This is a genomic window from Streptomyces sp. NPDC030798 (genome assembly GCF_055572275.1).
Map to the genome: position 1 here is coordinate 183,932 of NZ_JBVIDR010000003.1, position 12,406 is coordinate 196,337.

Below are 12,406 nucleotides of genomic sequence, written 5' to 3' on the forward strand. Positions count from 1 at the left end.
CGCACAGCATGCCCAGGGGGCGGGCGCGAGCCGCGGCACCGGCCTGGTACTTCCCCTGGGGAACGCCCTCGGCCGGCTGGCTCCACGTCGGCGCCCGCCCCCTGACCCCGCGCGGCTGGGTCGCCGGACAGGAACTGACCGAGCACACCTCGGCCCTGCCTGTCGTCATCCAGGTCGTCCAGGGCCGCCTCGAGCTCGTTACGGGCGACGAGAAGACCGAGGCAACGCCCGGCAGCTGCTGACCACGCTGCCCGCCCCATCCAACAGCTCAGCGGACACGTGACCGTCGCCTTGGGCTGAGTCTTCATTACGTCCGGGAAGCTCCTGGAGGGCCCGGTATCCGCCACGGCGAGGGTGAACTACGACTGATGGCCGAAAGTCATCGCCGTCGGCTCCCTGCTGTCGGCCCTCGCGCTGAAAGGCCGTGGCGTTCCCGTCCAGCGCGGCTCAGCGCAGTGCCGCGTCACTGGTGCTGCGGGCGCCATTCGAAGAGCAGGATGGTCGCGTCGTCCCGCAGTTGGTGGCGCTGGTATTCGAGGATGGCGTGGATGAGCAGCCGCAACACTTCGGCCGGACGCTGTCCGGCGGCATTGGACCGGATGATGAAGTCGGTGAACCGGTCGAGGCCGAACTCCGCACCGTCCGCGTCGCGCGCCTCCACGACACCGTCGGTGTAGAGCAGGACGCAGTCGCCCGGTTCCAGGGTCGTCTCGTGGACCTTCCGGGCTGCCGGGGCGAGTGAGCCGGCCAGGCCTATCGGCGGTTGCGGAGGGCTGTCCAACGCCCCGGCGAGCACCCGCTCGGCGCGGATCAGCAGCGGTGGGGGGTGACCGCAATTGACCCAGCGCAGCACCCCGGTCTCGGCATCGAGGCGACACAGCACGCCGGTGCAGAACTGGTCGGGCAGCCACTTGGCGAGCGCCTGATCGACGGAGCCGACGACGTCGGCCAGATCGTACCCGCCGCGGCGAGCGTTGCGCGCCGCCGCCATGGCGACCGAGGTGGTCAGGCCGGCGGTCAGATCGTGACCCATGCCGTCGAGGATCAAGGTGTGCAGCACGTTCTTGACCACCGAGTGGTCGAAGGCGTCCCCGGCGATCTCGTACGCAGGTTCCAGGACCGCGGTCGAGACGCACCGGATGCTGCCGATGGTGCGCGGTGGGAGGAAGGCTCGCAGCATCTCGGCGGGCAGGGCCATGTTCGCGGTGCGGGTACGGGCGGCGAGCCAGTCGCTGTAGGCGCGCTTGGAGGTGATCAGCATGGCGAACAGATGGGCCAGCATCCGGCTGCGGCGCATGCGTACCCCGTCGAGCGAGGCGGTACCGACCGCGAGCACGCCCAGCCGCTCCGCACCGTCGACCAGAGGCATCCAGACGATCAAGCCGTCGTGGGTATCGATCACCCGCGGGGAAAGTGTGCGGTACGCCCAGCCAGCCGATGAGCCCTCCACCGGTAGCGGCTCCAAGGCCTCGTCGAGGGGAATCAGCAGCCGTTGTTGCAGGTCGGCGAGGTAGATCAGCGCTGTGCGCAGGCCGAGGGCTGCGGCACACCGGTTCGCCAGGTCCGGCAGTTCAACGGGTAGGGCCGTCTGGGCCTCGATGACCAGGTCTTCCAGCCGATGCTCGTCAATGGCGGTGTCCGGACCGGAGGACGCGTGTGGTGGGTCCGACACGGGCATCACTCCTTCCGCGCCCAGTCTCACACCACTCCCGAGCCCGGGCAGCTCGGATGCGGGCTCTTAGGGTTCTCGATGCCGATGCCCGCGGCGCCGGCCAGCGCGGCCCCCAGCACCTCGCCCAGTGCAGTCCCGAAGACGGCAGCAGCGGACGTCACCAGCGCCGCATCAGCGTCCCCTTCCGACATGGAAGGGGAGGGCATGGCCGGGGACCTGCTCCTCGTGCCGCCCTCCCGGCGCAGCCTGGAGGCCCTTGCGGACGCGGCGCGACAGCTCCGGGTTTTCCGCCTGTGAGTCGCCCTTTGCCTGGTTCAGACGTGCGCCACTGCGCCCTACGTCGTCGTCGGCCTTCAGCCTTCCGCGTGGGCGAGCCACAGGTCGGGGCCGAAGACCTCGTAGCGGATGCTGCGCGCCGGGATGCCGGCCTGGAGCAGCTGGGTACGGACGGCGCGCATGAAGGGCAGCGAGCCGCACAGGTAGACATCGGCGTCGGCGGGCAGGTCCAGGCCGTCGAGGGACATCAGGCCGGTGTGGGAACCGGGTTCCTCGGTCGCCTCCTCCTCGTACCAGAACTCGGCCCTGGCGGCGGGAAGTTGCTCCACCAGACGCCGGGTCTCAGCGCGCAGGGCATGGTCGGCGGGGGTGCGGTCGCCGTGCAGGACCCATACCGGCCGGGTCGAGCCGGTGGCGGCGAGGTGTCCGAGCATGGCGACCATGGGGGTGCAGCCGATGCCGGCGGAGACCAGCAGCAGCGGAGTGTCGGCGTCGTCCAGGACCACGTCTCCGAACGGAGCGGACAGGGTGAGCTCGTCGCCGGTCCGGACGGTGCGGTGCAGCCGATTGGAGACCTCACCCTCCGGGGCATCGGCGACGCTCACCACCCGCTTGACGGTGATGCGCCGCAGGCGGTCGCCGGGCGCGTTGGACAGGCTGTACTGGCGGGTCTGGTGGATGCCGTCGGGCATGAGCGCCCGAACGCTCACGTACTGGCCGGCGCACGCCTTCGGCATGGGGCCGTCGTCGGCCGGGCGCAGCAGGAATGAGACCACGTCCGGGGTCTCCTCGCGCCGCTCGACCACGGTCCACTGCCGCCACGGCTTGCGCGGGTCGACCTCGGCTTCCTGGTAGAGGCGCGCCTCCTGGGCTATCAGGGCACCGGCCATCAGCCAGTACACCTCGTCCCAGGCACCTGCCACCTCCGGCGTGACCGCGTCGCCGAGTACGTCGGCGATGGCGCGGAAGAGGTATTTGTGGACGATCGTGTACTGGTCCTCCGTGACGCCCAGCGCGGCGTGCTTGTGCGCGATTCGGGCAAGGAGGGCGTCCGGCCGGGTGTCAGGGCCGGCCAGCAGGGCCTGGGCGAAGCCCGCGATGGATCCGGCCAGCGCCCGGCGCTGCTCACCACTGGCCTGGTTGCCGCGGTTGAACAGGCCGTCCAGCAGTTCGGGCTGCTCGGCGAACATGGTGCCGTAGAAGCGAGTGGTGATCTCGTCCAGGGCGCCGCCGACAGCGGGCAGGGTGGCGCGAACGACAGCGGCCGACTCGGGCGAAAGCATGGAACTCCCCTGAGATGTAGAGAGGTAGAGGGACGGCGTGCACCGTGACAGCCGTGATCCGTCGTGCGGGTCCGGCCGGCACATCGATCATCCGATGTAGCCATCACCCGGAATAGGGCCGAACCGCCCTGGAGGACTGGGCCCGTCGGTCCGGCCCCCGGGCAAGGCATGCGGTTGCACCGCTGCAGGTCAGCCCAGGGCTGCCTTGAGCACGCCGATGGCCGTCTTCGGGTCGGCGAGGGCGTGGTGGATGCCAGGGATCTCGTGGTCGAGGCCGAGGAGGCCGTAGACGGCGTGCATAGCCCCGCGAACGGAGTACTCGACGGTGAAGACGACGTCCTCCGGGATCTCCGTGAACTGGCCGAGGAAGGCGAAGTTCGCGGCGCCCCGTGGGATGACCAGCGGGCGGTCGTGGACCGTACGCGGGGCGAACTGGCTGGTGATGTACGGCATCATCACCGGGATCACGGTCGTCGTCGCCGCGACCTGCTCCTCGATGTCCCGCAGGCCGAGGTGGTTGAGCAGTTCGGTGAGGATCTCCCGGCCGGTGGCCTCGGCCATCGTCTTGCCGACGAAGTCGCCCGCATTGTCGACGAAGAGACCGTAGCCCCACAGGGTGCAGACGTCCTCGGGCTGTCCCTCGAAGTGCGGCGCGTGCGGTACGACGATGGACATCAGCCAGTTGGAGTCCTTGAAGGTCATCAGGGCGCCGGTCCCGGGGAGGTTGCCGGACAGTTCCTCGATGCGGTGCAGGAGCAGGGGGCTGCGCATGGTGAGGGTGAAGGACTCCCACTTGGCCTCGTCCACGTTGCCGTAGAAGGCGGCCGGTCGCCCGAAGTCGTCCGCCTTGGCTGCAATGGTCTCCCACAGCTGCCAGCCGCCGTCACGCCTGTCGCGGATCAGCTCGGGAGCCGTGTCGTCACCGCCGTATGCGGCGTCGGCGGTCATCGAGCCGAGGGTGAGGAACGCGTAGTCGGAGTCGCCGAGGTCGTACGCGTCCGGCTGCCCGGCTCGGTCCAGGTGCAGGCGTCGCACCCGGCGAGTGCCGTCCTCCTGCGTGGTGAAGTCGACGTCGGTGACCCGCACGCCGTGCTCGAAGTGCACGCCGCGCTCCTCCAGCCAGGTCTGCAGCGGGCGAATGATCGAGTCGTACTGGTTGAGCCGGGTGCGGCGCACGCCCGCCAGGGTGTGCATGCGCGGGAACTCCTGCATGAAGCGCAGGAAGTAGCGCCTGAGCTCGATCGCGCTGTGCCAGTTCTGGAAGGCGAACGTGGTGCGCCACATCGCCCAGAAGTTGGTCTCGAAGAAGTGCGGGGAGAAGAAGTCCTCGATCCGGCGCGCCCCGACCACCGCCTCCGGAAGCACGAGCAGCCGGGTCAGCTCCAGGCGGTCGCGGGTGTCGAGGCCGTAATCGGCGGCATTCAGGATCTCGGCGCCCTTACCGATCAGGCGGGCCTTGGCGTCGGTGGGCCACTTGGCGCTGAACTCACGGATCTCCTCGCGCACCGACATGGTCTCGTCGGTGAGGGTCGGGATGGTCTCCAGGAGGTTCCACAGGCACGTGTAGGCCTCGTCCTCCAGCATGCGGCCGCCACGGGTGACGTATCCGGCGGGCTCGCCGCGGCCGTCCATGGAGCCGCCGGCGACCGGGAGTTCCTCGAGGATGTGGATGTTCTCGCCGGGGAAGCCGCCGTCGCGGATCAGGAAGGCGGCCGCCGCCAGCGAGGCGATACCGCCGCCGACGAGGTGGGCCCGGGACTGCTGCGGAGCGTCGGTCATCACGTTCCTCCGTTCTGCCGCCCGCTGTCACGAACGGCCGACTGTGGTCAAAGCCGTGCAGCGGCCTCAACCAGGGCGGCAGCGGTGTGCGCACGGCGCAGCGCCGACGGGACACGGTCGACGCCTGTAACCGTCAGTGAACTCATGAGGAAGCGGCGCAGGCAGGGGCCGGATGTCCCTGCTCCCAGGCCGACCGACCCCGGGGCTCTGCCGACGCCCCGCTCTACGAAGCGCCGTCTGCGGTGAAGGCCGTGTGCTGGTCCGGTGTGTCACGCTGGCCTCGAACGGGACGACTGACGGCGGCGGACAGGCTCCGCGGAGCTCTGCAGCCCCAGCCCCTGGTGAGACGGTTTGGCAAGCGCCGTGGATGATGTTCCCTCGGTCGGGACGGCCGTGGTCGGTCATGGGTTGATTGCGCGGGTCGACGGGGCGATGGACTACCTCACACAGCCCTGGGTTCCGTGAACGGTTTCCTGGAGATGACGGGCGCCGATCAGGTTCTGCGGGTCTTCGAGACGGTCGGTGACCACTGCAGGTCAGGCCGCCGTGGTGGGCCTGGGCTACCGCCTGGCCGACGGCAGCGCGCAGCTCGTCTTGGGCTCACAGCTTTGATCATCCCCGGAGGGACGTCTCTCTGCTTCACGGAGCCGATCGCCCATCCATCACTCGTCCGGCAGACCCTGCCCCGCCCTTTGCACTACGCCAGGGGCCAGGTCCGCGCACTCGGCTGGAGATCGCCGGTCCCGGGCCCGATTCCTAGACGACTTCGAGGACGTCACTGACAGGGCGGCGTGGCGTGGCGGGACCCTGCGGCCCATAGCCGAGGCGCAGCACCATCTGGACGTGGCCTCGGCCGACCACTGGATCACGGGCCAGCAGGCGCAGGTCCCGGCTCTCCAGGGCGTGGGAAGTCAGGGAGGTGGCGAGTCCTGTCAGGGTCGCCTCCAGCAGGACGCGTTCCAGCGCCTGGCCTCCGCGCAGCCAGTCGGCGGGGGCGTCTCCCGGTGTGCTGAGCAGAGCCAGGTGCGGGTTCTTCTCGAAGGCGGTGGCGCCGCGGTCGGCCACCGGGCGGCGTCCGGCGAAGTCGCGCAGCGGGGCCTTGCCGTCCCGCATCCGGGGCCCGAACGCGTACTCCGGAACGCCGTCGGTGGCGATGTCCGCCTCCGGGCCGAGCCGGGTCCAGCGGTGCAGATCCTCCATGCCCTCGGGATTCAGGGCGTCTCGGCTCTCCGCGTCGTGGACCAGGTCCAGCACGGTCTCCACGTGCCAGGGGCCGGGAAACAGCAGCTCGGCTCCCTCCAGGTCGGCTGCTCTCTGCAAGGCAGCCCGTACGTCCTCCGGGATGTCCTTCTCGTCGAAGGGATGCCGGCTGGTGTGCCGCTCAGGGATCACGGGGTGCAGGCGTGCAACGGCGTCCTCGTCCGTCGTCGGACGACGTGCCTCGCCCAACCGGACAGCGGCGAGCAACAGCGGCTCCGCGGGATCCGGCAGCAACTGGACCACCGGGGTGAATCCGGCATGGGCCGCGGCGACGCGGAGATTGAACAGTGCCGCTCCGCATCCGATGTGCAATGCCCGATTCCCTGGGTCGGATCGAGCCATGGCCCGGTCGAGATCAGCAAGCAGCAGAAGAGCATGATCACGAGCCACGTAGCGGAAGCGCCATGGCTGCGCGTTGTGCATGGAAGGGGCCAGCACGGCCTCGGCGACCAGCGCAGCGGCGGTCTTCGCGTCCAGCTGCTGTGTTTCCATCGCGCCCTCCTCACACCACGCGCCTTCGGCTCACGTGGCGAGTACCCAGGCTCCACGGACGCGCGTTCGATGCTGCCGGGAGAACGCCGCCCGTCACATCGTCCCGCGCTCCGGGAGCCAGTTCCGGCGGTGCAGGGGCGCTCAGGCCCTCTTGATCACGTTGAACTTGAGCTGCATCGCCCTCGGCATCCGTCCCGGGTCCGCGAGAAGCGCGCTGACGCCCGGCTCTCTGATTTCCCTGAGGACTGCTCGTCCCGCCTCCAGCCGGGCGGCTGGGACACGGAACGGCGAGCAGGACACGTAGTCCAGGCCGATCCGGTGGAAGAAATGGATGGATGCCGGGTCACCGCCGTGTTCGCCGCACACCCCCGTCTCCAGCTCGGGGTTGACGGCGTGACCGGCCCCGACCGCGAGTTCCACGAGCCTGCCGACGCCCTCCTGGTCGATCGTCTCGAACGGCGACACCGCGAAGATGCCCTTCTCCAGGTACAGGGGGAAGAAGGACGCCTCGGCGTCGTCGCGGGACAACCCCCAGGTCGTCTGGGTGAGGTCGTTGGTACCGAAGGAGAAGAAGTCGGCGGCTACGGCGATGCGTGCCGCGGTGAGGGCCGCGCGGGGCAGTTCGATCATCGTGCCGATCGGGAGGTCCAGGCCCTCACCCGTCTCGGCCCCGACTTCGGCGAGCACGCGCTCGGTCTCCGTCCGGGCCAGCCGCAGTTCCTCGGCCGTTGCGACGAGCGGAATCATGATCTCGGCGCGCGGCCGGCCGCCCTCGCGCAGCCGTTGGACGACGGCCTCGGCGATCGCGCGGACCTGCATGGCCATGAGGCCGGGCACGGCCAGTCCGAGCCGGACGCCGCGCAGGCCCAGCATCGGGTTCTGCTCATGCAGGCGCTCGACCGCATCGAGCAGCTCGCGGTCGTGGACGTCCGGGTGGGTGGCGCGCGCCAGGCGGACGGCCAGCGCGGTGCGGTCGGGCAGGAACTCGTGCAGCGGTGGATCGATGAGCCGGATGGTCACAGGCAACCCGTCCATCGCTTCGAGGATGCCGATGAAGTCTTCGCGCTGCAGCGGCAGCAGCGCCGCGAGGGCCTCCTCGCGGGCGGTGTCGTCGCGGGCCAGGATCATCGCCTCGACCAGCTTCCTGCGGTCGCCGAGGAACATGTGCTCGGTGCGGCACAGGCCAATGCCCTGCGCACCGAGGGCGCGGGCGCGTTGGGCGTCCTCGGGTGTGTCGGCGTTCGCCCGCACGTCCAGGCGGCGGACGGAGTCCGCGTGCGCGAGGGCTGCCAGGACCGACTTGGTCAGCGGGCCGGTGCTCTCACCGGTCTCCAGCGCGCGACCGACGTCGGAGGCGGTGAGCGGCAGGGCGCCGAGGTGCACGGTGCCCGCCGTTCCGTCGACGGACACGGTGTCGCCCTCGCGGACGACGACCCCGGTGTCCGTGGTGAGCCGGCGGGCGACCGGGTCGACGGTCAGCGACTCGGCCCCGCACACGCACACCCTGCCCATGCCGCGTGCGACGACGGCGGCGTGGCTGGTCTTGCCGCCACGGCTGGTGAGGACGGCCTCTGCGGCGATCATTCCGGGCAGGTCGTCGGGGGTCGTCTCACGTCGTACGAGGATCGTCTTCTCTCCGGCGGCGGCTCGGCGCTGGGCTTCGGCGGAGTCGAAGACGACGATCCCGACCGCCGCGCCCGGTGAGGCCGGTACGCCGTGCGCGAGGGGCACGTCGGCGGGGGTGGTGTCGAAGCGGGGGAACATCAGCCGGGTCAGCTCGGCACCGTCGACTCGGGCCAGCGCCTCGTCAGCCGTGATCGTCTTCTCCTCACGCAGGTCGTGGGCGATGCGGAAAGCGGCCTCAGCGGTGCGTTTGCCGACCCGCGTCTGCAGGATCCACAGCCGGCCCCGCTCGACGGTGAACTCGACGTCGCACAGATCCCGGTAGTGGTTCTCCAGCATGCGCAGATGATCTCCGAGCTCGACGTACGAGCGGGGATCGAGGATCTTCAGCTCGCTCAGGGGAACGGCGTCGCAGACTCCGGAGACGACGTCCTCGCCCTGGGCGTCGGGCAGGTAGTCGCCGTACATGCCGCGGGCGCCGGTGGCCGGGTCACGGGTGAAGGCGACGCCGGTGCCGGAACCGGGGCCGAGGTTGCCGAACACCATCGCCTGGACATTGACGGCGGTGCCGAGACAGTCGGGGATGTGCTCGCGACGGCGGTAGACACGGGCGCGTTCGCCGTTCCAGGAGTCGAAGACGGCGCGGATGGCGCGCTGGAGCTGTTCAACGGGTTCCTGGGGGAAGTCCTCACCCGTCTCGCGGCGGATGATCGCCTTGAACTCCTCGGTGAGGAAGGCGAGTTCCCTGGCATCAAGATCGTGGTCGTCGCGTGTCCCGCGCTGCGCCTTGTGCGCGGCGATGGCCTGTTCGAACAGATCACCGTCCACACCCATCACGGTGCGGCCGAACATCTGCACAAGCCGCCGGTAGGAGTCCCAGGCGAACCGCTCCTGACCGGAGGCCTTGGCGAGGCCGGTGACGGACTGGTCGTTGAGGCCGATGTCGAGGACGGTCTCCATCATGCCGGGCATGGAGAAGCGGGCGCCGGAGCGTACGGACACCAGGAGCGGATCGTCGGGTGCACCGAGGGTACGTCCCATGGCCCGTTCCAGGCCGGCCAGCGCACGTGCTTCCTCGATGCCGAGTTCGGGCGGCTCCTCCCCCGTGGCGAGACAGACCCTGCAGGCTTCGGTGGTGACGGTGAAGCCCGGCGGTACGGGCAGCCCGAGCCGGGTCATCTCGGCCAGGCCGGCTCCCTTGCCGCCGAGCAGGTCGGCCATCTCCCGGCTGCCCTCGGCGAATGCGTACACGTACTTCGTCGGTGTGCTCATCGCGCTCTCCGGTCTCTCACGCGTGGGGCACGACGGCCAGCGGGCAGCCGACGTGGTGGACGGCGGCATGGGTGACGGGACCGATGCGCGCAATCGTCGGCCGCTCGGACAGGCGACGGCCGACGACGAGGAGACTCGCCGCGGAGGCGGCCCGGACCAGTGCCGTGGAGGCCTTGCCCTCCACGACGGACTCCAGGACATCGGTGTCGGGGTACTTGTCCCGCCACACCGCCAGCACCGCGTGCAGGAACCCCTTCCATTCCTCTGCCCGCTGCGGATCGTTGACCAGAGCGATGTCGCCGGGGCCGAGACTGATCGCGGAAGGCGGCTGCCAGGCGTACACGACACGCAGCCGAGCTCGCCTCAACCGGGCTTCCTCGAATGCGAATTCGATCACCTCGTCGCAGGCGTCGGCGACGTCGATACCGAGCACCACATCGAGGTAGCCGGTGCGGGTGGACGGGCTGCCTTCATCCGCCGGGAGGTGCTCGTCCTCGGCCTCCTCCTCTGCCCGTACGAGGACCACGGGACGGGTGGCCTTGGCGACCACGCCTTGAGCGACGGAGCCGACGAGAAGGCCGGTGAAGCCGCTGAGGCCGCGCGAGCCCAGCACCAGCAGGTCGGCCTGTTCGGCGGCCTTCAGCAAGGCCGCGGTCGCCGGGCCCTCGACCTGCTCGTCGGTGAGGAGCACGCCGGGTACGGCGCTGCGGATGCGCTCCTCCGCCTGCCGCAGGACCCGGCGCGCCAGATGCCGCTGCGCGGCGTTCGCCGGCTCGCCGTCGTGTCCGCGCGGGTGCCAGTCCCAGACGTGCACCAGCCGCAGCGGTCGGTCACGACGCAGCGCCTCGCGGGCGGCCCACCCCGCGGCGGCGAGGCTCTCGGCCGATCCGTCCACTCCGGCGATGACGGGCGACAGCATGGTGCGCACCTCCTGCGCTTGGTCTGCTCCTTACTGCCAGCGTCGTCCTGAGGTGACCCGCCAGGTATGGGCCGCAAGGGCTCTCCCGGGTCCATTCGGCCCCTGCGCCGGTCCTGGCGCGGTCGGCACGGTAGGAGGCGTGAGAGCGGGTCACCCGTGTGCCACAGCTCCGGCGCGCCGCGCCGCACAGTTCACCCTCGGGATCGACGCCCGTCACCCGGCGGACCAGGCCAGCGACTTCGCCTTCGGCGTCGCTCAGGTCCGGGGCGTACGGCTGCACGCCGTCCACGCTTGGGAACTTCCGTCCTGCGCCGCCGGGTTGTGCTTCGGGCATTCCCGAGGAGGACCGCGCCACTCGGGAGGACCACGAAGTGCAACTGCCGGCCGACGCGCTGCGGCCTTGGCGGGTGGAGTACCCGCGGGTTTCGGTGCTTGAGGATGTCGTTCCGTGGTCATCGTGCCGTAAGGCGCAGGCGGTCCACGGCAAGGAAGTTCTGTCGCTGACTGACGGCCGGTTCGAGCCGTTGCAGCGGCTTGGTGGTGGGGGGTGGAGGTGGTCTGGCGAGCGTATGACACCAGGGAAGCTAAGCAGCCGTCAGTTCTTCTGCGATCCGCTGCGCCCAGGCCTCGATCGCGGGGAAGTCGCGGAAGTCACCACCCTTGCCGTTGCGGAGGATCATCCGTGCGACTCGGCCCCTCGCACCCTCCTCGAGGCAGCCGCCGAAGGTGACGTGCTCCCTGACGCCGAGCCGGTCCATGGCGCGCCGCACGCCGGACACGGGTGGGATGTTCCGCTCCGAGGCCGAAGCGTCCAGCGGCCCGCTGCTGAAGAACCACAGTGGGCGTTCGGCCAGTACGCGGCGGTGGCGGCGGACGAAGCCGCGCGCGTCCTTGTGCCAGCGCCCGGCGTACAGCGCGCCCCCGACCACTACAGCGGCGTACATCTCGATGCTCGTCACCGACGGTGCGGGCCGGGCCTCGGCCGTCAGCCCCTCCTTGCACAGGACCTGGGCGACGGCCTCGGCGATCTGCGCGGTCGATCCGTTCGTGGTCCCGTACGCGACCAGGACCTTGCCGGTCATGGCGGTCCGCCTCTCCTCACAGCCTGCGCAGCCAGTCATCGGCCACGCCGTGCAGAGCCGGCTGGGCAGGCTGGACGTGGCTGTCGTCCAGGCGGTAGGTGAGGTTGTCGACCACAGCGACCACGCCGTCGATCTGCTTGGTCATGGAGACTGCGATCTCCGTCTCACTCTTGCGCTCCATCTGGCCGGCTAGCGTGACCACACCCTCCACCACGGATACGTCGACGCTCCGCGTGGGCAGCCACAGCGCGCGAACAAGGACTTCCTCGACCACCTCGTCGCGGATCTCCGTGTCCGGCCGAAGGAAGACCTGGAGCAGGTTCCGGCGGGTGACGATGCCGACGAGCCGGTCCTCCTCGTCCACGACCGGCAGCCGCTCCACGCGCCGCTGGACCATGGTCCGCGCGGCCTCGACGATGGTGGCCTCGGCGCGCACGGTGACGGGCGGTTCGGTCATCAGCCGGCCGGCGGTGCGGGCCGCCGCCTTCGCGGCCCGCTGCCTTCCGTTGCGCGTCAACGCCAGGGCCGGGAGGCGACGCTTCGGCTCATAGGGGTCGGGCGTTTCGGCCTGTCGGGCGATCAGGTCGGTCTCGGAGATGACGCCGATGACCCTCTCGTCCTCGTCCACGACCGGCATTCCGCTGATCCTGTGGTGAGCCAGCAGCCGTGCCACTTCCTTGAAGGGGGTGCCGTACGAGGCGCGGACGACGTCCGTGGTCATCACGGAGCCGATCTTGTTGTGTTTCAT

The 12,406-nt window shown here is 70.1% G+C and carries 10 protein-coding genes; 1 reads left to right on the plus strand and 9 read right to left on the minus strand.

What is annotated here, in order from left to right; all coding sequences use genetic code 11:
* Nucleotides 1-8: 8 nt before the first annotated feature.
* The gene (locus ACZ404_RS09150) at nt 9-242 is read left to right on the plus strand and encodes a cupin domain-containing protein (RefSeq protein ID WP_468437520.1); all 234 of its coding nucleotides are present in this window, start codon (nt 9-11) and stop codon (nt 240-242) included.
* A 221-nt stretch (nt 243-463) separates the two neighbouring features.
* Here the strand turns inward: ACZ404_RS09150 and ACZ404_RS09155 are convergent, their stop codons facing one another.
* The 9 genes from ACZ404_RS09155 to ACZ404_RS09195 all read right to left on the minus strand — a co-directional run bounded on the left by ACZ404_RS09155 (nt 464) and on the right by ACZ404_RS09195 (nt 12,406).
* Nucleotides 464-1,678: a PP2C family protein-serine/threonine phosphatase gene (locus tag ACZ404_RS09155; RefSeq protein WP_468437522.1), complete on the minus strand. Its 1,215-nt coding sequence runs from the start codon at nt 1,676-1,678 to the stop codon at nt 464-466.
* Nucleotides 1,679-1,698: 20 nt separating this feature from the next.
* On the minus strand, nt 1,699-1,878 hold the full coding sequence (locus ACZ404_RS09160) for a hypothetical protein (RefSeq protein WP_468437524.1): 180 nt from the start codon (nt 1,876-1,878) through the stop codon (nt 1,699-1,701).
* Between the two features lie 147 nt (nt 1,879-2,025).
* Complete coding sequence (locus ACZ404_RS09165; protein WP_468437531.1) at nt 2,026-3,231, minus strand: globin domain-containing protein; 1,206 nt, start codon at nt 3,229-3,231, stop codon at nt 2,026-2,028.
* A 189-nt stretch (nt 3,232-3,420) separates the two neighbouring features.
* Nucleotides 3,421-5,010, minus strand: a complete 1,590-nt coding sequence (locus ACZ404_RS09170) for an oleate hydratase (protein ID WP_468437533.1) — start codon at nt 5,008-5,010, stop codon at nt 3,421-3,423.
* Nucleotides 5,011-5,766: 756 nt separating this feature from the next.
* Nucleotides 5,767-6,762 (minus strand): Acg family FMN-binding oxidoreductase, encoded by a 996-nt coding sequence (locus ACZ404_RS09175; RefSeq protein ID WP_468437535.1) that lies wholly within the window; start codon nt 6,760-6,762, stop codon nt 5,767-5,769.
* A 141-nt stretch (nt 6,763-6,903) separates the two neighbouring features.
* Nucleotides 6,904-9,657 carry a pyruvate, phosphate dikinase gene (gene ppdK, locus ACZ404_RS09180; RefSeq protein WP_468437537.1) on the minus strand — a complete coding sequence of 918 codons (2,754 nt, stop codon included), beginning with the start codon at nt 9,655-9,657 and terminating at the stop codon, nt 6,904-6,906.
* Between the two features lie 16 nt (nt 9,658-9,673).
* Entirely contained in the window at nt 9,674-10,576 is a 903-nt protein-coding gene (locus ACZ404_RS09185; protein ID WP_468437539.1) for a universal stress protein, read from the minus strand.
* A gap of 584 nt (nt 10,577-11,160) precedes the next feature.
* Entirely contained in the window at nt 11,161-11,658 is a 498-nt protein-coding gene (locus ACZ404_RS09190) for a flavodoxin domain-containing protein (RefSeq protein ID WP_468437541.1), read from the minus strand.
* Between the two features lie 16 nt (nt 11,659-11,674).
* Nucleotides 11,675-12,406, minus strand: coding sequence for a CBS domain-containing protein (locus ACZ404_RS09195; protein WP_468437543.1), 732 nt, complete (start codon nt 12,404-12,406; stop codon nt 11,675-11,677).

Bases quoted from the DNA above. Each gene is read 5' to 3' on its own strand.
- ACZ404_RS09155 (WP_468437522.1), bottom strand. From the start codon at position 1,678: ATGCCCGTGTCGGACCCACCACACGCGTCCTCCGGTCCGGACACCGCC.
- ACZ404_RS09190 (WP_468437541.1), bottom strand. From the start codon at position 11,658: ATGACCGGCAAGGTCCTGGTCGCGTACGGGACCACGAACGGATCGACC.
- ACZ404_RS09150 (WP_468437520.1), top strand. From the start codon at position 9: ATGCCCAGGGGGCGGGCGCGAGCCGCGGCACCGGCCTGGTACTTCCCC.
- ACZ404_RS09165 (WP_468437531.1), bottom strand. From the start codon at position 3,231: ATGCTTTCGCCCGAGTCGGCCGCTGTCGTTCGCGCCACCCTGCCCGCT.
- ACZ404_RS09195 (WP_468437543.1), bottom strand. From the start codon at position 12,406: ATGAAACACAACAAGATCGGCTCCGTGATGACCACGGACGTCGTCCGC.
- ACZ404_RS09175 (WP_468437535.1), bottom strand. From the start codon at position 6,762: ATGGAAACACAGCAGCTGGACGCGAAGACCGCCGCTGCGCTGGTCGCC.
- ppdK (WP_468437537.1), bottom strand. From the start codon at position 9,657: ATGAGCACACCGACGAAGTACGTGTACGCATTCGCCGAGGGCAGCCGG.
- ACZ404_RS09170 (WP_468437533.1), bottom strand. From the start codon at position 5,010: ATGACCGACGCTCCGCAGCAGTCCCGGGCCCACCTCGTCGGCGGCGGT.
- ACZ404_RS09160 (WP_468437524.1), bottom strand. From the start codon at position 1,878: ATGCCCTCCCCTTCCATGTCGGAAGGGGACGCTGATGCGGCGCTGGTG.
- ACZ404_RS09185 (WP_468437539.1), bottom strand. From the start codon at position 10,576: ATGCTGTCGCCCGTCATCGCCGGAGTGGACGGATCGGCCGAGAGCCTC.